The sequence below is a fragment of the Pseudomonas sp. IzPS59 genome, assembly GCF_014863505.1.
GTDB lineage: Bacteria > Pseudomonadota > Gammaproteobacteria > Pseudomonadales > Pseudomonadaceae > Aquipseudomonas > Aquipseudomonas kribbensis.
Map to the genome: position 1 here is coordinate 3,282,538 of NZ_CP062251.1, position 20,765 is coordinate 3,303,302.

Consider the following 20,765-nt stretch of genomic DNA (forward strand, 5'->3'; position numbering starts at 1 on the left):
CTGACACCAGAGAGAACTTTGCGGTCCGGGCGTTTATTCCACGCCGCAAAACAAATTCTTTTCAGGGAATAAAACACGACGCATCACGGTTATAGGGGTGTGACGGTGCGGAAGCCACTATGAATCGATTCGAGGAACTGATTGCGCCGCACCTGGACGCGGCTTACAACCTCGCGCGCTGGATCACGGGCAACGACAGCGCGGCACGGGATGTCGTGCAGGAAAGCGCCTTGCGCGCCTTCCGGTTTTTGCAGCGATTTGCCGATGGCAACGCCAAGGCCTGGTTCCTGACCATCGTGCGTAACGAAAGCTACACCTGGCTCAAGGCCTCGGCCGGGCGCCACTGGGTCGCCATCGATGACGAAACCGGTGATATCGACGGCGCACTGAGTCACGGCCAGAGCCCGGAACTGTTGGCCATTCACACGGAAAACGCGGCGTTGCTCCAGCAGGCACTGAGCGCATTGCCGCCGGCGTTTCGCGAGGTCATTGTGCTCAAGGAACTCGAAGACTTGCCCTACAAGGACATCGCCCTGGTGGTCGATATTCCCATCGGCACCGTCATGTCGAGACTGGCCCGGGCCCGCGCCATGCTCAAGCTCGAACTACTGAAGTTGCACGATCATGAATGAACTCCACTGCACGGTTTGCCAGACACAACTGCAGGGCTATCTGGATCAGGAGCTTGATCCGGCGATGGCGGCGGATGTCGCTGCGCATCTGTCCACATGCGCTGACTGCGCGCGGCTGCATGATGAGGCGAAACTGTTGAAGGTCAGTGTGAAGCGCCATGCACCGTATTACTCCGCGCCGGCATCACTGACGGCCAGCGTGTTTGCCGCCGTTGCGCCGGCTTCGCCGAGCCCGTTCGAACGCTGGCGAAAATGGTTCGCCCCGGCATTCTCCGCAGCGGCCCTGGCCCTGGCGATGGTGCTTTACGTGGCAACACCGGGCAGCGAACAGCCGTTGATGGATGAAGCCGTCTCCAGCCATGTGCGCTCGTTGATGGGCGCTCACCTGAACGATGTGGTGTCTTCCGACCGCCACACGGTAAAACCCTGGTTCACCGGAAAACTCGACTTCTCGCCTCCCGTCGTCGACTACTCGGCACAGGGTTTTCCACTGCTCGGCGGGCGGCTGGATTACCTGCAACACCAGACCACCGCCGCCCTGAGTTACGGCCGGGCCAAACACATCATCAATGTGTTCATCCTGCCGACGACCGAGGCCGACAAACCGTCGCAGAGCCAGACGATTCGCGGTTTCAACGTGGTTTCATGGCAGGCTGGCCACATGCGTTTCGTGCTGGTGTCCGATGTTGAAAAAGGCGAACTGGAAACGTTCGGCAAGTTACTCAGGGATGGTGTTTGAGAGTCCCTCAATGGTGCAGCGCGTACAAACGACAATGTTCCAGATAACCGCGCTCATGCTGCCCCACCAATTGCACGACACTGGACCAAAGCCACGACGGTGCATCCAGCGTCTTGGTGTGGCAACTGTTCAGGTCGCGGATCCAGGCCGCTCGCGTCGCAAGGTCCATTTGCCGCGCATGAGCAAGGCCGACGACGTTGGCCAGATAAGCGGCGGCGAGCAACGCTTCAGACTGGCTCAACTGATTCAATTCCAGCTTCATGTCTTGCGGCAGCAGTTCGCGCAGGAAGAACCCCTCGTCCAGGACGCGTGTTGCAATCATTCGATTGCCCAGACCGGGTGAGAGATGTCGGGCCCCTTCCACCACTCGCCGGCCATTGTCACGCGGCATGGAGGCTTTCGGCACACGTGGCGCCGCAGCCGCGACGGCTTGCTTGAGATCGAGCAGGCAAAACTCCTGATCGTCTCCGGCACCCACACCCAGCAACAGCGCATAGCGTTTCAGTCCCAGTGAACTGCAACCTTTGACCCAATAGGCTGAGTCGAGCAATTGGACCTTGTCGTCCTTCGACCTGCCCTTGAGCGACGTCACCAGCGTATGGACATCATCGGTCGCACACAGCGTTTTCAACGCGGCGCGTTCCGCCCGCGAAAGTGCCCAGAAGTGCTTGCCCAGTGGAATGGAAGGCTTGGTGTTTTCGATACGCTCATAGGCCAGGTGTTTCCAGGTGCGCTGCACGGCGCTGCGCATGCTGGCCTTGACCTGAGGCGGGCGCGTCGGGTCTTCATCGACGTTGCCTTCAAAGGCGCTTTCGTAACCACGCATCATGCCTTCGAGCATTCTGGCGGTGGTTACACCTGGCAGATCCGAGCCTCTGGCAGCCGTCGCCAGGGATAACGCGAGCCGCACGAGGTCATGCGCCGGGTTGCCGATGACCGTCTGATCGAGGTCACGAATGTGAATATCGATCCGGCCCTTCGAATCCCCCGTCGGGCCCAGATTCCCTGCATGGCAATCGCCACAGATCCACACCGCCGGCCCCCGTGGCAAACGCCTGCCGGGCTGGCTGTGCAGCCATTCGTAGAACTGAACGGTACTGCCCCGGACATACGCATGGGCGGACCTGGCCATCTTGAGATTTCTGAGTTCGCTGAGTGTTTCCAGACGCTGGGAGGGTCGAGGGGTCTTCATGGAAAATACTTGAGTGGGTGTATTCCATCGACCCTTCGTGCGCACGAATGTTTCAATTTGTTTCAGAGCAATAACTGTCTCTTCAGCGACATGTTCGCTTCAAGGTTTCACTCGGCAACTCATTGAACAGCGCCCGATAGCTGTTGGAAAACCGCCCCAGATGCCAGAACGACCAGTTCATCGCCACTTCGGCCACCGTGGTGCATGAAGCGGCTCCCTTGAGCAGTTCCCGGCGGGCACTGTTGAGCCGGCGCAGACGCAACCATTGGGTCGGCGACATCCCCGTGTAAGCCTTGAACGTCTGCTGCAATTGTCGCAACGACACCCCGGCCACTTGGGCCAGCTCCAGCAGATTGAGGGTTTCTTCCGGCGAATCCGCTGCCCATTCCCCCACGCGTTTCATGGTTTGCCGCTCTTCGGCGCGGCGCTGCAAACCACTACTGTCCAGACACACCCGGGCGTTGTCGAGAATGAACAGACAGTCCTCCAGCAACTGCTGGGTCAACGCTTCTTTGCTTGGCTGATCAAGAGTTTGCGACAACTTCGTGAGGGTCGAGCTTAACCAGCGGCTGAACAGCGCGTTCTGCGCGCCGTTGAGTGGCGCCATGAACAGGCCTTCCAGCCGGGCCACGTCCAGACCGTTGCGGCGGACGAATTCCGGACCGAACACCACGGCGATTTCCTGGTAGTTCTCCGGGGTGATCCAGATGTTCCGGCTCTCTTCGTTCAGCAGATAGAGCGCGTTGTCACTGCGATCGAAACAGAACGCCAGAGACCCCGAGGGCGCACTGAAATTCTGCTCCACGCGGGTGTTCATCTGTTCTTCGTAGACCTCCACACCTTCCAGATCCAGATAGCGGATTCGCCCGGCGAAATGCCCCGGCGACATCTGTTGGTAATGCTGGACCCAGCCCGGTGTCGCACGGATCTGCTCGGCGACATCGGCGGTGTTGAAAGCTTGAACCTGTAGCGGATTACACGTTGTCATGGGAGACCTTGCGCACTCTTTTGGTGCGCTTTGGTGCTGCTGAAAGTGGATAGATGGAACGGCAAGGCCCGCCCAAGATAGTCGTCAACGCGCCACAGGGGAAGCCTGCGAAAGATGAAATCGCACTTCCCCCGCGTCAATAAAACCAACGACGAGGTCTTTATGAATGCCCCTTTCGATCAGCTGTTCACATGGCTGAAAGATCACAAGATTACCGAAGTGGAATGCGTGGTCAGCGACCTGACCGGCATCGCCCGCGGCAAAATTGCACCGACCAACAAGTTCCTGCATGAGCGAGGCATGCGCCTGCCGGAAAGTGTGCTGCTGCAAACGGTAACCGGGGATTTTGTCGACGACGACATCTACTACGACCTGCTCGACCCGGCCGACATCGACATGGTCTGCAAACCGGTGAGCGATGCGGTGTACGTGGTGCCATGGGCCATCGAGCCGACGGCCATCGTGATCCACGACACCTTCGACAAGTTCGGCAACCCGATCGAACTGTCGCCGCGCAACGTGCTGAAGAAAGTCCTGCAGCTGTACACCGACAAGGGCTGGAAGCCGATTGTCGCGCCGGAAATGGAGTTCTACCTGACCCAGCGCTGCGAAGACCCGGACTTGCCGTTGAAGGCGCCGCTGGGCCGTTCCGGTCGTGCCGAAAGCGGTCGTCAGTCGTTTTCCATCGATGCGGCCAACGAATTCGATCCGCTGTTCGAAGACGTCTACGACTGGTGCGAACTGCAAGGCCTGGACCTCGACACGCTGATCCACGAAGACGGCCCGGCGCAGATGGAAATCAACTTCCGCCACGGCGACGCGCTGGATCTGGCCGACCAGATCACCGTGTTCAAGCGCACCCTGCGCGAAGCCGCGCTCAAGCACAACGTCACTGCGACCTTCATGGCCAAGCCGATTGGCGACGAGCCCGGCAGCGCCATGCACCTGCACCAGAGCGTGGTGGAAATCGCCACCGGCAAACCGATTTTTGCCAATGCCGACGGCAGCATGAGCGACCTGTTCCGTCATCACATCGGTGGTCTGCAGAAACTCATTCCAAAAGTGCTGCCGATGTTTGCGCCGAACGTGAACTCGTTCCGCCGCTTCCTGCCGGACACTTCGGCGCCGGTCAACGTCGAATGGGGCGAAGAAAACCGCACCGTCGGCCTGCGGGTTCCGACCTCCGGGCCTGAGGCGATGCGCGTGGAAAACCGCCTGCCCGGCGCTGACGCCAACCCGTACCTGGCCATTGCCGCGAGCCTGCTGTGCGGCTACATCGGCATGGTCGAGGGCATCGAGCCAAGCGCTGCCGTCGAAGGCCGCGCCTATGAACGTCGCAACCTGCGCCTGCCGATCACCATCGAAGAGGCCCTGACCCAGATGGAAGAGTGCGACACCGTCGCCGAGTACCTGGGCAGCAAGTTCGTGCGCGGCTACGTGGCGGTGAAACGTGCCGAGCATGAAAACTTCAAGCGCGTGATCAGTTCCTGGGAGCGTGAGTTCCTGCTGTTGAGCGTTTAACCAACACACACGAACCCTGTGGGAGCTGGCTTGCCAGCGATGGCGTCGGCACGGTCAGCCTCTCTGTCTACTGACCCACCGCTATCGCTGGCAAGCCAGCTCCCACAAGGGCCGTGCCCACCTGAAAAATCCAATAATTCGAAGAGGTGTCGATATGCGTCTGTTTAAATCCCTGATCCCCGCCGCCCTGGCCCTGGCCTGCAGTGCAGGTGTCCAGGCCCAACCCCAGGTCAGCGTCTACAACTGGACCGATTACATCGGGCCGACCACCCTCGCCGACTTTCAGGCCGGCAGTGGCATCAAGGTGATCTACGACGTTTTCGATTCCAATGAAACCCTGGAAGGCAAACTGCTCGCCGGTCGCACCGGTTACGACGTGGTGGTGCCGTCCAACCACTTTCTCGCCCGTCAGGTGAAGGCCGGTGCGTTCCTCAAACTGGATCGCTCGCAACTGCCGAACTGGAAGAACCTCGACCCGAAACTGCTGGCCCTTCTTGAAAAGAATGATCCGGGCAACGAACACTCGGTACCGTACCTGTGGGGCACCAACGGCATCGGCTACAACGTCGACAAGGTCAAGCAGGTGCTGGGTGTCGACCACATCGATTCCTGGGCCGTGCTGTTCGAGCCGGAGAACCTGAAAAAACTCACCCAGTGCGGCGTGTCGATGATGGACTCGGCGGACGAAGTGTTCCCGGCCGTCCTCAATTACATGGGCATGGACCCGCGCAGCGAAAACCCTGAAGACTTCAAGAAAGCCGAAGCCAAACTGCTGAGCATCCGTCCGTACATCACCTACTTCCACTCGTCGAAATACGTGTCGGACCTGGCCAACGGCGATATCTGCGTGGCCTTCGGTTACTCCGGCGACGTGTTCCAGGCCGCCAACCGCGCCAAGGAAGCAAACAACGGCGTGAACATCGCCTATGCGATTCCCAAGGAAGGCGCGAACCTGTGGTTCGACCTGCTGGCGATTCCCGCCGATGCCGGCAACACCAAGGAAGCCCACGCCTTCATCAATTACCTGCTCGATCCGCAAGTGATCGCCAAGGTCAGCGCCTCGGTCGGCTACGCCAACCCGAACCCGGCGGCCAAGCAATACATGGACGTGGCACTGGTCAGCAATCCTGAGGTTTATCCGCCTCAGGAAGTGCTCGACAAACTCTATATTTCCACCACCCCGCCCCAGTCGATCATGCGTCTGATGACCCGCTCCTGGAGCAAAGTGAAGTCGAACAAATGAATCAGTACACCCAGGAACACGCCCGCTCCTACTACGCCGCTTCGGCCCGGGCGAGTACGCAATACCCTGCGCTTGAAGCTGACCTGATCGCCGATGTCTGCGTGATCGGCGGCGGCTTCACCGGCGTCAACACCGCCATCGAGCTGGCCCAGCGCGGCCTCTCGGTGGTGCTGCTAGAAGGCCGGCGCATCGGCTGGGGCGCCAGCGGGCGCAACGGCGGCCAGTTGATCCGTGGCATCGGTCATGAAGTCGAGGGCTTCGCCCGCCATGTCGGCGCGCAAGGCGTGCGCTACCTGCAACAGGCCGGTGTCGATTCGGTGGAGCTGGTGCGCCGGCGCATCGAAGACAACGCCATCGAGTGCGACCTGCGCTGGGGCTTCTGTGAACTGGCCAATACCCCGGCGCAGTTCGAAGCGTTCAAGGCTGAACAGGACAGTCTCGCGGCCTCGGGTTATGCCCATGCAACGCGACTGGTCAGCCCTGAGGACATGCGTCGGCAAGTCGTCAATTCGGATGCCTATAAAGGAGGCCTGATCGACATGGGGTCGGGCCACCTGCATCCGCTCGATCTGGTGCAGGGCGAAGCGCGACTGGCGGCGTCGCTCGGGGTGCGGATCTTCGAGCAGAGCCCGGTGCTGGAAATCGTCCACGGAGCCACGGTGCAAGTACGCTGCGCTTCGGGCACGGTGCGCGCCGGCAGTCTGGTGCTTGGTTGCAACGCGCATCTGGATGAACTCGAGCAACAGCTCAGCGGTAAAGTCCTGCCGGCGGGCAGCTACATCATCGCCACCGAGCCTCTGTCCAGGGAACGTGCCGCCGAACTGATCCCGCAGAACCTGGCGCTCTGCGACCAGAAAGTCGGCCTCGACTATTACCGGCTCTCGGCGGACCGGCGCCTGCTGTTCGGCGGTGCCTGCCATTATTCCGGGCGGGATCCGGCGGACATCGCAGCCTACATGCGACCGAAGATGCTCAAGGTGTTCCCGCAACTGGCGGACGTGGGCATCGAGTTTCAGTGGGGTGGCAAGATCGGCATCACCGCCAATCGCTTCCCGCAGGTCGGGCGACTCAAGCAGCACCCGAACGTGTTCTACGCTCAGGGCTATTCCGGCCATGGCCTGAACGTCACCCACTGGTGCGCCAAACTGTTGGGCGAAGCCATTCATGCCGGCCACAGTCAGGGCATGGACGTGTTCAGCGGCGTGCCGCACATGACCTTCCCCGGCGGCCCGGCATTGCGTTCGCCGCTGCTGGCGCTGGGCATGTTCTGGTATCGCCTGCGGGAAATGCTGGGCTGAGGCTCGCCGATTTGCTCTATCGCAAAGCACTTCTATATTGATGAAGTGCTTTTGCGTTCCTGACGCTCAGTGCCCAACACACTCTGGAGGTCATGGATGGAGTCGTCAGCCGCCGATCAACCGCGAGCACCCGGCCAGGCACCGGTCAAGACCCGGCGCTTCAGCATTTCGCTGGTGTGGATCGTGCCGATCGTCGCGGTGCTGGTGGGCATTTCGCTGGTGGTGCACAACCTGATGCAGGAAGGCCCGACCATCGTCGTCACCTTCAAGACCGGCAGCGGTCTGACCGCCAACAAGACCGAAGTCAAATACCGTAACGTGGTGGTCGGCCAGGTCTCGGACGTCGAACTGGCCGACGACCAGAAGAGCGTCAACGCCACGATCAAACTGGCCAAACAGGCCGAAACCTTTACCCGCGAAGACTCCAAATTCTGGGTGGTACGCCCCCGTATCGGTGCTGGCGGCGTGTCGGGTATCGATACGCTGCTGTCCGGCGACTACATCGGTGCCGACATCGGCCAGTCCGATTCCCGCGGCAAATACTTCAAGGGCCTGGAAAACCCGCCCCCGATCACCTATGGCGAACCGGGCAGACGCTTCAACCTGCATTCCTCGGATCTGGGCTCGCTGGACATCGGCTCCCCGGTCTATTACCGCAAGATTCCGGTTGGCCAGGTTGTGGCTTACGCGCTCGATCCCGATGGCAAAGGGGTGAATATCGAAGTGTTCATCCACGCGCCGAACGATGCCTTCGTCACCGAGAACACCCGGTTCTGGAACGCCAGCGGTATAGACGTGAACGTCGGCGCCAATGGTTTTGCGGTGAAGACCGAATCACTGTCCACCTTGCTGGTCGGTGGCATTGCCTTTCGCGCGCCGGATTACAGCCCCAACGATGTGGCGGCGGCGGATGAAAAATCCTTCGACCTGTTCGACGACCAGCAGACTGCCCTCGCCCCGCCCGCCGGCAAACCGCAGTACCTGAGCCTGCGTTTCGATCAGGCCATGCGAGGTCTCAAGGTCGATGCGCCGGTCGAATTCCTCGGCATGGAAATCGGCCGTGTGGTGAGCATCAACCTGGACTACGACGAGAAGAAACGCAGCTTCCCGGTCAACGTCGGCATCGTGATCTACCCGCAACGCCTCGGACGGGCCCACGAAAAAATGCTCAAGGTGCTCAACCACAACCCGGAAGACGAAGCCGCCGCCGTGCGCCTGATCGGCACCTTCGTCGACAATGGACTGCGCGCCCAGGCCCGCAGCGGCAACCTGCTGACCGGTCAGCTGTATATCGCTTTGGACTTTTTCCCGAAAGCCGAAAAAGTCGCGTTTGACCCGACGGCGCGTCCGATCGTCATTCCGACCATTCCCGGCAGCCTCGAACAGTTGCAGGAAAAACTCGAGGCCATGGTCGACAAGCTCAACAAACTGCCGGTGGAACGCATTGCCGGCAATCTCGACGGCAACCTCGTCGAACTGCGCAAAAGTCTGACCCAGTTCAACGCCAAGACGCTGCCCGGAGTGCAAAACACCCTGGCCGACGTCAGCAAGACCCTGCAATCGGCCAATTCGACGCTGGCGGAAGATTCGCCGCAGCGAGAAAAACTCACCCAGACCCTCGACGAACTCGGGCGCATGTCGCGTTCGCTGCGTGAGCTGTCGGATTACCTCGGTCGCCATCCGGAATCACTGATTCGCGGTCGCCCCGACAACGCCGCGCCGCTGGATCTCAAAGGACCGCCGCGCAATTGAGCACAGGAGCCTTGCCATGGCTTTACCGCTGAAGTTCACCGTGCTCGCCGCGTGCCTGCTGCTGGGTGCCTGTCGCAGCGACCCGATCAGCTTCCACACCCTGACCCCGGCGCAACCGATGCCGGGCCGATCAGGACAGGACATCGCAATCGAAAGCATCAGCGTGCCGCCCCAGGTCGACCGCCCGCAAATCGTCATCCGCCAGGGCAACAGCGGCCTGGCGATTCTGGAAACCCAATGGTGGGGCGCCAGCCTCGGCGATGAGCTGCGCAGCGCGCTGGTGGATCAGTTGAGCAACGCTGGAGTTGCGCGCAAAACGTCGGTGCGCATCGATGTGCAGCGTTTCGATTCGGTTCCCGGACAATACGGGCTGATGGACGTGAAGTGGCGCCTGCGTCCGGCCGACGCGGGCGATAGCGGCCTGCTCACCTGCCGCTCGATTCTGCAGACCCCTTCCGGATCGAGCATCGACGATCTGGTGAACGCTCAGCAGAACAACGTCAAACGCCTCGCCGAACTGATCCGTCAGGCTGCCGGCAATGCGCGCAGCTGCCCGCCGTCCTGAGCCGCCGGCTTCAATTCCACGCTGAAGCGGCTGCCGCTGGACTGGCCACTGCTCAATTGCACCCGCCAGTGCTGGCGCTTGCAGATCCGCTGCACCAGCGACAAACCCAGGCCAAGGCCCTCGCCGCGGCCCTCATCGCCACGCACGAACGGCTGGAACACCGCCTGACGCTGCTCCTCCGGGATGCCGATGCCGCTGTCTTCCACCACAAAACCGTTGCCGGTCAGGGTCAGCCGGACGAACCCGTGATCGGTGTAGTGCCAAGCATTGCGCAACAGGTTGCCCATGACCGACTGCAGGAACGTCAGGTTGAAGCGTTCCATGCACGGCTGCTCCACCTCGTAGAAAAACTCCAGGCCCTTTTCACGAATCAGTCGGCCCCAGATCTCGCTCTGGGCATCCGCGACGTCCTTGAGCGTGACGCAAATATCGCTGCCGGTATCGTCCTCGGCGCGAGCCAGCATCAAGAAGGTATCGACCAGTTGGCGCATCTCGTGGCTGGCCCGGGCGATGCGATTGACCTGCGCGGTTGAACGGGCATCGAGCGACGGATTGGCAAGCAACAACTCGCACGAGCCGCAAAGCACCATCAATGGCGTGCGCAGTTCATGGCTGACATCGCTGGTGAACAGCTTTTCGCGGCTCAGGGTTTCACGCAGGCGCCCGAGGGTTTGATCGAACGACAGCGCCAGCTCCCCCACTTCGTCTGCCGCATAGTCCGGGTGCAGCGGAGGCGCCAGCACCAGCAACTGATCGCGATGGCGCACCTGACGCGCCAGACGAATCACCGGCGCCATCACCCGCCGTGCCAGCAGTCGTCCCAGCACAAGCGCCAACAGAACACTCAGGACAAAACCGACCGTGACCACGATGAACAACAATCGCTCGCGCTGTTCGAGGCTTTCCTGATCGCGCAACAACACATATTTGCGTCCACCGACCACCTCGACCATCGCGAAGAAGTCATCGCCATCGAAGCTGATTTCCTGAAAACCGGGTGCCAGTGCTGCCAGCGAGGGAATGAGAGCCATCGCACCAGGGCCGCCTTCGAAAAAGAACAACTCGCTCTTTTCCGGCTGATGGCTCCAGCGATTGATGTCCTCCATGGCCAGCAGACGATGCAGGCCGCCGCTCAAGGTGCTGGTGGCCAACCTGTGCTCGACGACGTGCACGGCAGCCACGATGCCCAGCGCAAACACCCCGGCGACGAGAGCGCTCATCAAAGCGAACACGATGACGATCCGTTTCGTCAGGCTTTGCTTGAGATCCATTCGGGTCGATGACTCCACTGCTGAATTCAGACTTCACGGTCAAAAACAGCGACATTGACCGAACCTGCGCAGCTTCACCGCAAACATAAACATTTGTTAAGACTGGCCGGTAAAAAAAGGGTATTTGAGTCTGGTTATCAAACACCGGATTAGTTGGGTTTTATCGACTCTCGCGAAATTTTCACATGTTCTTCACCGCCCCCCGACGTGCACGAACGTAATGTTCAGCCATTATTCAAGTACACAACTATAAAAGTTGGTTAAATCGCCGGCCAATCTCGCCTGCGACGTCAAGGGGCATGCCGTGGAGCGACAGATGCAATTAACAGCGACATATAAACAACGCCGCACGCTTCGTCTTGGAAAACTGTTGACCGGCATCGGTGTAGTGGTCGCCATCGGACTGGTGAGCGGCTTCGTCTGGGTGACCCGCTCGCCCGTCGATCTGGGCAACGCCGGCAAGGCCGCCCGGGCTGACTGGACCCAGGCCTGGCAGGCTGGCGAAGTGGTCGCACTGGTACGTCATGCCGAACGCTGCGACCGTTCCGACAACCTCTGCCTGGGCCCGGCCGACGGCATCACCCAGGCCGGCAACGACTCTGCAGCGCTTGTAGGCAAAGGCTTCGTGGGTCTGGGCATGCAGCAGGCGCAGGTGTTCACCAGCCCGCTGACCCGTACCGTGCAGACCGCACGCGCTATGTTCGGTCAGGACGCCACGACCCAGATCTGGCTCGAGTCCTGCGGTTCTTCTCTGCGCAACGACGTGGTGGCGCACAAGGTTGCCAAGCGCAATCTGGTGCTGGTCACCCACAGCGGATGCATCAGTGACTTCGAAAAACAGACCGGTTTTCCTCACGCCGTCGCCGCCGAATACGGTAGTACCCTGTTTGCTCGCATCGATGACAAAGGCCAACTTAAAGTGTTGGGCATCATGAATGCCGATGCCTGGTCTCAACTCAATAGTCATTAATGCTTTAGTTGGGGCGAACCGACAAGGTTGCACTTTTTTCAACTAGTCAGGAACGGACTTCATTAATTTGTAATGAAAGATGTATCTGCCCCCGATTTACTGGACAACGGTTTTTTTTAAGCTTGGCTATAGTGCGAGAACTCCGGCCTGGAGGTTCGGCAGCTCTCTGGATACAGGAAACGCCCGTCCCCCGATCGCACACCTGCATTCATTCAACACGATGACCCGCCCGCTCAGGAACACGCCGGGCAGGCCATCGACACAAGAACTTCGTTTGGCACCAAGGCTTTGTCATGACGTCTGAAAACAACCCGCTGCGACACGCTGCCCGTCATTTCTCCCCCACCACGACTTTCGAGCGTTGGGCCATTCCCGGCCTTATTCTGGCTTTCGTGGCGTTTTATCTGTTGCCGCTGATGACCCACGGCCTGTGGATCCCCGATGAAACCCGCTACGGCCAGATCAGCCAGGAAATGCTGCTCAGCGGCAACTGGGTCGCGCCGCATTTCATGGGCATCCGCTATTTCGAAAAACCGATTGCCGGTTACTGGATGATTGCGATCGGCCAGGCGATCTTCGGTGAAAACCTGTTCGGCGTGCGTATCGCTTCGGCCCTGAGTACCGGTGTCAGCGTCTGGCTGACGTACCTGATAGCCCGCCGGCTGTGGAACAACCCGCGCATCAGCGTCGCCAGCGCCCTCCTTTATATGAGCTTCGGGCTGATTGCCGGCCAGGCCGGCTACGCCAACCTCGATCCGCAGTTCACCTTGTGGGTCAACCTGAGCATGGTCGCCGTGTGGTTTGCCATCGACAGCCAGACCCCTCGCGCCCGTCTGGGTGGCTGGGCGCTGCTCGGTGTCGCGTGCGGCATGGGCCTGATGACCAAAGGATTCCTGGCTTTATTGTTGCCGGTGCTGATCGCCCTGCCCTACATGATCTGGCAACGCCGCTTCGGCGAACTGGTGCGTTACGGCTTGGTCGCCGTTGTGGTTTGCGTGCTGATCAGCCTGCCGTGGGTCTTGGCTGTTCATTACCGGGAACCCGATTTCTGGCGCTTCTTCTTCTGGCACGAACACATCCGTCGTTTTGCCGCCGGCGATGCCGCACAGCACGCCCGTCCATGGTGGTTCTACCTCCCGCTGCTGTTTGCCTCCACCCTGCCATGGGCCGTTCTGCTGCCTTCGGCGCTCCTGCGCACCTGGCGCGAAAAGCGTGACCCGAAAACCGCCTACCTTGCGTTGTGGTTCCTGCTGCCACTGGCCTTTTTCAGCCTGAGCAGCGGCAAGCTGCCGACCTACATCATGCCGTGCCTGCTGCCGATCGCCCTGTTGATGGGACAGACCGTGGTCAACTGGCTGGATCAGAACAGTGGCCGCGTCCTGCGCCTGAACGGTGTGATCAATACCGTCATCGCCAGTGCGGCGCTGGTGGCGCTGCTTTATTTGCAGGCAACCAAGGAAATCTACGAAAACACCGAGATGTTCAGCCTGTCGCTGGCCTATATCGTGCTGGTGGGCTGGATCATCGCCAATGCCTTGCAAGTGCTGCGTCCGCTGACGCTGTGGGCCATGCCGGCGCTGGGTATCGGCCTGCTGGTGGCGTTGTTGCCGGCGGCCATGCCGGGGCAGATCGTCAACAGCAAGATGCCCGACCAGTTCATTGCCGAGCATCAACAGGAACTGAGTGAAACCGCATCGCTGCTGAGCAACGATCTGGGTGCGGCCTCCGCGCTGGCATGGCGTCTGAAGCGTCCGCAGGTGGATCTGTTCAACACCATCGGTGAATTGAAGTACGGCCTCGAAGACCCGGCCATGGAAGCACGTAAAGTCACCATGGACGGCGTCGGCCAGTGGATGACCGAAGCGCGGAAGAAAGGCGCGGTCGGTGTGGTCTTGCGCGTCAACAGTACGCAGGAAGAGCAGGAAGTCGGATTGTTGCCGGTAGACGGCAAACATTACCGTCGCGGCAATCTGCAGATCTTCATCTTCCCGCAGATCAAACCATGACCTTGCGCAACAACGAACGGGGCGCCCTGCTGCTCCTGCTGGCCGCCAGCGCCCTGATGTTGCTGCTCGGGCTGGGCAGCCGCGAACTCTGGGGCGCGGAAACCCGCTGGGCCAACATCGCGCTGCAGATGATGCAAAGCGGCGATTACTTCGACCCGTACCTCAAGGGTGATCCCTACTACGACAAGCCGCTTTTGTCGTACTGGCTGATCACCGCGACCGCCTGGTTGACCGGCAGTCTCGATCACTGGTCGCTGCGCCTGTCTTCGGTGGTGTCCGCGTGGCTCAGCGTCTGGCTGGTGTATCTGCTGGGCGAGCAGTTGTTTCGCAAAGGCACGGGGCTGATCGCCGGCTGGATGCTGGCGACCACCTTCTATTTCGTGTTCTGGGCGCGGGTCGCCACTGCCGACATCCTGACGGTCTGCGGTGTGCTGGCGGCGGTCTGGTGGTACTGGCGCGGACCGGACGACACGCGGTTTTCGCGCTATCTGGTGTTCTGCGTCCTGCTGTCCCTGACATCGCTGTTCAAAGGTCTGATCGGTTTCATCCTGCCGGGGTTGGTATTGCTGCCGCACCTGCTGAGTGAGGGCCGCTGGAAACGTCATCTGAACCTGCGCCTGCTCGCGGCGCTGGTGATTGCAGGCGCGTTCTACATGACACCATTCCTGCTGTCCCACCTCTACGGCGCGCCGAACTACGGGGAAAGCGGCCTGGGGCTGGTGTTGCGGGAAAACGTTGTGCGGTTTTTCCAGCCGTTCGACAACATCGGCCCGATCTACACCTATTTGCTGTACCTGCCGATCTACACCCTGCCCTGGGCACCGTGCTGGATCATTGCCCTGTGGGTCGCGGCGCGGAACTGGAAACACATCGAACCGGACACCCGCTGGCTGATTCAGGGCCTCGGGTTGTTGATGCTGTTCTTCACCGCCAGCGGCAGTCGACGCAGTTACTACGTGCTGCCACTGGTGCCGTTCGCGCAACTGCTCGGGGCCTGGTGGATTACCCGGCGCATGGCCGCGCGAAACGCCGAGAGCCCGTTTGGCGGGCGCGGCCTGAAAATCGGTTTCGCGGTGACCACGGTATTGCTGCTGGGGATTCTCGGCGTGCTCTACCCCTGGACCAACAGCGGTGGCGGCGCGATCCAGTTCGGCGAGACCGTGCGCCTGCAAGCCAGCCAGCGTGCGCCGTTGAGCCAATGGCACTTCGTCATGGTCGAGGTGGACAACAAGGTTCCGATGTACCTGCAGACCGGCGGCGAGCCGTTCTACTACGTGCCGGAAACCCGCGACTTCCCTCGCGATGGCGATGCTGCCGCGATGTTCGAATGGCTGGAACGCACCAGCGGCAAGCACTGGGATCCGAAGCGTACGATCTTCGTCGCCCAGTACCGCACCGGCGAACCCGTGCCGCTCTCCAGGCTCGGTCAAGACCATCAAGTCATCACCACCACCCCAACCCGCGGCGAACAAGTGTTCCATGGCCGCGAGGATCAAAGCGTCGCCTACCTGCCCCAAGGCTCCTGAAAGACAACGCCGGGTTCGCCCGGCGTCCCCGCCCAGTGACTGCTAACCTGAATGGCAATGACATGTATTAACGGTTTGTTTGACGTTTTTTTCTCATTTGCCTCTCTACATTGCCAGCCAGCCAACATATGCAAATCATTCGCATTGAAGTTTTCCGGCGAATGCTTGCCCATAACGTCTAAAAAACAGGAGCTGCTACGTCATGAGTCCATCCCTTCCGTCCTTTCTCAAGCACGCTACTCTGGCAACCGCGCTGCTCGCAGCCGGTCAGGTGTTTGCGGCCGATTCCGTCGGCATTGTGGTCTACAACGCCCAGCACGAAACCCTGACCAAGGCCTGGGTCGCCGGCTTCACCGAGGAAACCGGGATCCCGGTCACGATCCGCAACGGCGACGACACGGAAATGGGCAACCAGCTCGTGCAGGAAGGCGCAGCCTCCCCGGCGGACGTGTTCCTGACGGAAAACTCCCCGGCCATGGTGCTGGTGGACAATGCCAAGCTGTTCGCCCCGGTGGCACCGGCCACCCTTGAACAAGTGGGCTCGGCCTATCGTCCGGCCCATGGCCAGTGGGTCGGCATCGCCGCTCGCTCGACAGTCTTTGTCTACAACCCGGCCAAACTGCCGGAGAAGGACCTGCCAAAATCCCTGATGGATCTGGCGACCCCGGCGTGGAAAGGTCGCTGGGCTGCATCCCCAGCCGGTGCCGACTTCCAGGCCATCGTCGCCGCCGTGCTGGAACAGAAAGGCGAAGCCGCCACTCTGGAATGGCTCAAGGGCATGAAAGCCAACTTCACCGCTTACCGTGGCAACAGCTCGGTGCTCAAAGCGGTGAACGCCGGCCAGGTGGACAGCGGCGTGATCTATCACTATTACGCTTTCGTCGATCAGTCCAAGACCGGTGAAAACAGCAAGAACACCGCCCTGCACTACTTCAAGCATCAGGATCCGGGCGCGTTCGTGAGCATCTCCGGTGGTGGCGTACTGAAGTCCAGCAAACACCAGGAAGAAGCACAGAAATTCCTCCAGTACATCACCGGCAAGCAAGGCCAGGAAGTGCTGCGCACCGGCAACTCCTTCGAGTACGCCGTGGGCAAGGACTCGGCTTCCAACCCGAAACTGGTGCCGTTGAAGGATCTGGACGCACCGAAAGTCGACGCATCGAAGCTCGACAGCAAGAAAGCCGTCGAACTGATGACTCAGGCGGGACTGCTTTAATTGATGCCTGAAACTCTGCCGGCGGGGATCGCTGCGGCGCCCTCCGCCAACCTTTCACGCAGGACCCGCGCCCTCAACGGGCGCGGGAGCCCCTGGGTGGTCGTACTGGCGGTCGGTGTTTCATTGCTGTCGTTACTGCCGATCGGGTTTGTGGTCGGCGTGTCGTGGTACACCGGCTGGGCGACCATCGAAGCCTTGATCTTCCGCCCTCGGGTGGCCGAATTGCTGATCAACACCGTGCTGCTGGTGTTGATCACCCTGCCGATCTGCATTGTGCTGGGCATCACTCTGGCCTGGCTGACCGAACGCACCAATCTGCCCGGTCGGAGATTGTGGTCAGTGCTGGCGGTTGCGCCGCTGGCGGTGCCGGCGTTCGTGCACAGCTATGCCTGGGTCAGCCTGGTTCCGTCGATCAATGGGCTGCCGGCCGGTGTGCTGGTGTCTGTGATCGCTTACTTTCCGTTCCTTTATTTACCGATTGCGGCGACGTTGCGTCGTCTCGACCCGGCGATCGAAGACGTGGCCGAATCCCTCGGCCTGAAACCGTGGGCCGTGTTCTTCCGGGTGGTGTTGCCGCAATTGCGGCTGGCGATCTGTGGCGGTGCGCTGTTGGTGGGCCTGCACTTGCTGGCCGAATATGGCCTGTACGCGATGATCCGCTTCGACACCTTCACCACGGCCATTTTCGATCAGTTCAAATCCACCTTTAACGGCCCGGCCGCCAACATGCTCGCCAGTGTTCTGGCGTTGTGCTGTCTGGCGATGCTGACCGTGGAATCCGCCGCTCGGGGACACGCGCGTTATGCCCGGGTCGGTTCCGGCAGCGCCCGGGAACAGCGGACCGTGGGCCTGAAACGTGGCACTGCCGCCTTGGGCTTGTGCCTGCAAACTCTGACCTGCCTGCTGGCCCTTGGTGTTCCGATGCTGACGCTGGGCAGGTGGCTGATCGCGGGCGGCGCTGAAGTCTGGCAAGGCGAAGAATTGTTGCCGGCCTTGCTTCAAACCCTGTCGTTCGGCGTCGCCGGTGCGGTGTTGACCAGCCTTGCAGCGATCCCGATTGCCTGGCTGTCGATCCGCGCGCCCGGCAAACTGCAACGTGTGCTGGAAGGCTGCAACTACATCACCAGTTCCCTGCCGGGAATTGTCGTGGCGCTGGCGCTGGTCACCGTGACGATCCATTTCGCCCGGCCGATCTATCAGACCACCATCACCGTGCTGCTGGCGTACCTGCTGATGTTCCTGCCGCGGGCGCTGGTCAGCCTGCGTGCCGGTTTCGCCCAGGCGCCGGTGGAGCTGGAAAACATCGCGCAAAGCCTCGGCCGTTCGCCCCTGCGTGCCTTGTGGCTGATCACCCTGCGCCTGGCCGCGCCCGGTGCGGCGGCGGGTGCAGCGCTGGTGTTCCTGGCGATCACCAATGAATTGACCGCAACCCTGTTGCTCGCGCCCAACGGCACGCGCACCCTGGCCACCGGTTTCTGGGCCATGACCAGCGAAATCGACTACGCCGCCGCAGCACCTTACGCGCTGCTGATGGTGGTGCTTTCGCTGCCGCTCACGGCCATCCTCTATCACCAATCCAGGCGCAGTGCCGGCCGATGAACGCTCTCGACATCATCAATCTCAGTAAATCCTTCGGCGCGCAAACGGCGCTGGACACCATCAACCTGTCCGTTCCGACCGGCAGTCGCACCGTGATCGTCGGCCCGTCAGGCTCCGGCAAGACCACGCTGCTGCGGATGATCGCCGGCTTCGAGTTTCCCGATGCGGGAAGCCTGACGCTCAACGGTCAGACGCTGGTCGACAGCACCCACGCCGTGCCCGCCTACCAGCGCCAGATTGGCTATGTTCCGCAGGATGGCGCGCTGTTTCCGCACATGACCGTGGCCGACAACATCGGTTTTGGACTGAGCGAAACCGGCAGTGCCAGAACCGAACGTATCCAGGCATTGATGGATAGCGTGGCCCTCAACACCAACATGGCTGCGCGCTGGCCCCATGAGTTGTCCGGCGGCCAGCAGCAACGGGTGTCGCTCGCCCGGGCACTGGCCCAGCAACCGCGACTGATGCTGCTGGATGAACCCTTTTCCGCCCTCGACACCGGCCTGCGCGGCGCCATGCGCAAAATGGTCGCCCGTCTGCTCGAAGACAGCGGCGTGACGACGATTCTGGTCACCCACGACCAGGGCGAAGCCTTGTCGTTTGCCGATCAGTTGGCGGTCATGCGTGACGGGCGACTAGTGCAGTCAGGGCATCCGATGGACCTCTACCGCTATCCGGACGACGAGCAGACCGCACGTTTTCTGGGCGAAGCGGTGGTCATGCCGGCGCAAATCGAGGCCGGTTGGGCCCATTGCGATCTTGGGCGAATCGCGGTGAACAGCAACGGTTTCTCCGGTCCGGCGCAGATCATGCTGCGCCCGGAACAGCTTCAGCTGTCCGACCTTCCCGCCGATTCTGAGGGCTGCAATGCCGTGGTCACCGAACGCGATTTCGGCGGCAACACGTGCACCCTGACGGTCGAGCTGCGTGCCGCTGCCAATGAAGAATCCGGTCGTTCGCTGCTGGTGCGCAGCACCGGAATGCACGCGCCGCCGGCCGGCAGCGCGGTACAACTGTCGATTCTAGGGGCGGCCCACGTCTTCGGCGCGTCGTAACACTCGACTACAGATCGAAACGATCCACGGCGCGACGCCGTTCATTGTCGTCGCGCACGTCGTAGTTGGCGGTCGTCTGGATATTGCTGTGGTGCGCGAGTTTCTGGGCGATCGACAGGTCATGCTCTTCGATCACCCGGGTGATAAACGAACGCCGGAAATCATGGGGCATGATCTTCACCCCGACCTGGGTCCCGCGCTGGCGGGCGATGTAATAGATTGCGTGTTTGGTGATGCGCTCACGGGTGATGTGGCTGCCACGGCGGATGCGGTTGAACAGAAACGTATCGTCGCTCTCGCCTTCCTTCAGCTCCGAGCGGCGAAACTCCAGCCAGGCATTGAGCTTGGCGAAGGCCCAGGCCGGTGCGTATTTGATCAGTTGTTTGTTGCCCTTGGCGGTGACGCACAGGCTGCGCTCAGTGAAGTCCACCTGATTCAGGTCCAGATCCACCGACTCGGATTTGCGCATACCCGTGCCGTACAACAGCGCAATCACCGCCGCATCACGCAGCCCCTGCGGACGGGGATCGGCCGCGCAGACTTCCATCAACTCATGAATCAGCGTGCGTTTCAGATTGCACCCCTGAGACAGTCGCGTACCGGCAATTCCCTTGACCGAGCGCATCTTCAACAGGTGATCCTGGCTGATCAGGCTCATGCGCCAGGCTTCGTTCATGACGCCACGAATGGCGTTTACATAGAGTGAAGAGGTGTTGGGAGCATAGTTATCGGCGCGCAAAGCGGCGACTAACGCGACAACATCCTCGGGTTGCAGGGCGTGCCAGGGAATGTCCTCGACATTCATGTCTTCAAAGCCGAGGCGATCGGCGGCATCTTGTAAAACGTACCGCATGGTGAGTTGGCTGGAAGGTGCCAAACGCGCCAAATACAAGGACAAAGGGTTACTTGCGATAGATTCTGAAGAGGTAATGGATAAGCTGCTCAAACGAAAGGCCTTGAGTAAAAAACAGTCCAGCACAACAACTAACAACTGCAATGAACTTGATGTAAGGAAGAGTCTTGTAGTAGGACTTTTCCGATAAAGCCGCGGAAATCTGAACAGCGGCTGTATGAATTTGAGATAAACGATTCACCGACCGGTTTTTCATATTCCTTTCACAAAATCGGGAATAACCTTAGCTAGATAGGTCCTCAGTCGGTACCGCCCAACCTGCCGGGCAACGCCTGAAAA

The 20,765-nt window shown here is 60.7% G+C and carries 17 protein-coding genes; 13 read left to right on the forward strand and 4 right to left on the reverse strand.

The genetic code is table 11. The features are described from left to right. The first annotated feature begins 119 nt into the window (after nt 1-119). Together IF189_RS14655 and IF189_RS14660 are read left to right on the forward strand one after the other, a co-directional pair. On the forward strand, nt 120-632 hold the full coding sequence (locus IF189_RS14655) for a sigma-70 family RNA polymerase sigma factor (protein WP_134827004.1): 513 nt from the start codon (nt 120-122) through the stop codon (nt 630-632). Further along, nucleotides 625-1,371, forward strand: coding sequence for an anti-sigma factor family protein (locus IF189_RS14660; RefSeq protein WP_134827005.1), 747 nt, complete (start codon nt 625-627; stop codon nt 1,369-1,371). The genes IF189_RS14655 and IF189_RS14660 overlap by 8 nt, the downstream gene beginning before the upstream one ends. 7 nt (nt 1,372-1,378) lie before the next feature. Here IF189_RS14660 and IF189_RS14665 read toward each other — a convergent pair whose 3' ends face one another. Next, nucleotides 1,379-2,563: a DUF2252 family protein gene (locus tag IF189_RS14665; protein ID WP_134827006.1), complete on the reverse strand. Its 1,185-nt coding sequence runs from the start codon at nt 2,561-2,563 to the stop codon at nt 1,379-1,381. Nucleotides 2,564-2,645: 82 nt separating this feature from the next. Then, nucleotides 2,646-3,551, reverse strand: coding sequence for a helix-turn-helix domain-containing protein (locus IF189_RS14670; RefSeq protein ID WP_192551784.1), 906 nt, complete (start codon nt 3,549-3,551; stop codon nt 2,646-2,648). A 162-nt stretch (nt 3,552-3,713) separates the two neighbouring features. Here IF189_RS14670 and IF189_RS14675 point away from each other — a divergent pair, with 162 nt between their 5' ends. From IF189_RS14675 to IF189_RS14695, 5 genes are all read left to right on the forward strand, one after another. Continuing rightward, complete coding sequence (locus IF189_RS14675) at nt 3,714-5,072, forward strand: glutamine synthetase family protein (protein ID WP_065257395.1); 1,359 nt, start codon at nt 3,714-3,716, stop codon at nt 5,070-5,072. Between the two features lie 154 nt (nt 5,073-5,226). Continuing rightward, nucleotides 5,227-6,315: a polyamine ABC transporter substrate-binding protein gene (locus tag IF189_RS14680; protein ID WP_192551785.1), complete on the forward strand. Its 1,089-nt coding sequence runs from the start codon at nt 5,227-5,229 to the stop codon at nt 6,313-6,315. Further along, nucleotides 6,312-7,613, forward strand: coding sequence for an NAD(P)/FAD-dependent oxidoreductase (locus IF189_RS14685; protein ID WP_134827010.1), 1,302 nt, complete (start codon nt 6,312-6,314; stop codon nt 7,611-7,613). Before IF189_RS14680 ends, IF189_RS14685 begins: the two co-directional genes overlap by 4 nt. Before the next feature lie 96 nt (nt 7,614-7,709). After that, a complete protein-coding gene (locus IF189_RS14690) occupies nt 7,710-9,365 on the forward strand; it encodes an intermembrane transport protein PqiB (RefSeq protein ID WP_134827011.1) in 1,656 nt (551 codons plus the stop codon). A gap of 16 nt (nt 9,366-9,381) precedes the next feature. After that, the gene (locus tag IF189_RS14695) at nt 9,382-9,930 is read left to right on the forward strand and encodes a membrane integrity-associated transporter subunit PqiC (RefSeq protein ID WP_134827012.1); all 549 of its coding nucleotides are present in this window, start codon (nt 9,382-9,384) and stop codon (nt 9,928-9,930) included. Here the strand turns inward: IF189_RS14695 and IF189_RS14700 are convergent. Further along, nucleotides 9,891-11,201 (reverse strand): sensor histidine kinase, encoded by a 1,311-nt coding sequence (locus IF189_RS14700; RefSeq protein ID WP_134827013.1) that lies wholly within the window; start codon nt 11,199-11,201, stop codon nt 9,891-9,893. The genes IF189_RS14695 and IF189_RS14700 overlap by 40 nt on opposite strands. A gap of 316 nt (nt 11,202-11,517) precedes the next feature. Between IF189_RS14700 and IF189_RS14705 the strand changes: the two genes are divergently transcribed. The 6 genes from IF189_RS14705 to IF189_RS14730 all read left to right on the forward strand — a co-directional run bounded on the left by IF189_RS14705 (nt 11,518) and on the right by IF189_RS14730 (nt 19,573). Next, nucleotides 11,518-12,171 (forward strand): histidine phosphatase family protein, encoded by a 654-nt coding sequence (locus IF189_RS14705; RefSeq protein ID WP_114883219.1) that lies wholly within the window; start codon nt 11,518-11,520, stop codon nt 12,169-12,171. A gap of 293 nt (nt 12,172-12,464) precedes the next feature. After that, nucleotides 12,465-14,177, forward strand: a complete 1,713-nt coding sequence (gene arnT, locus IF189_RS14710) for a lipid IV(A) 4-amino-4-deoxy-L-arabinosyltransferase (protein WP_134827014.1) — start codon at nt 12,465-12,467, stop codon at nt 14,175-14,177. Further along, on the forward strand, nt 14,174-15,703 hold the full coding sequence (locus tag IF189_RS14715) for an ArnT family glycosyltransferase (RefSeq protein WP_134827015.1): 1,530 nt from the start codon (nt 14,174-14,176) through the stop codon (nt 15,701-15,703). The genes arnT and IF189_RS14715 overlap by 4 nt, the downstream gene beginning before the upstream one ends. A 202-nt stretch (nt 15,704-15,905) precedes the next feature. Further along, complete coding sequence (locus IF189_RS14720; RefSeq protein ID WP_085709962.1) at nt 15,906-16,919, forward strand: iron ABC transporter substrate-binding protein; 1,014 nt, start codon at nt 15,906-15,908, stop codon at nt 16,917-16,919. A 3-nt stretch (nt 16,920-16,922) separates the two neighbouring features. After that, entirely contained in the window at nt 16,923-18,518 is a 1,596-nt protein-coding gene (locus IF189_RS14725; RefSeq protein WP_192551786.1) for an ABC transporter permease, read from the forward strand. After that, a complete protein-coding gene (locus IF189_RS14730) occupies nt 18,515-19,573 on the forward strand; it encodes an ABC transporter ATP-binding protein (RefSeq protein ID WP_192551787.1) in 1,059 nt (352 codons plus the stop codon). Before IF189_RS14725 ends, IF189_RS14730 begins: the two co-directional genes overlap by 4 nt. Nucleotides 19,574-19,580: 7 nt before the next feature. On the opposite strand, the gene xerC is transcribed toward IF189_RS14730, so the two are convergent. Beyond that, nucleotides 19,581-20,426 carry a tyrosine-type recombinase/integrase gene (gene xerC, locus IF189_RS14735; RefSeq protein WP_225739899.1) on the reverse strand — a complete coding sequence of 282 codons (846 nt, stop codon included), beginning with the start codon at nt 20,424-20,426 and terminating at the stop codon, nt 19,581-19,583. Nucleotides 20,427-20,765: the final 339 nt, after the last annotated feature.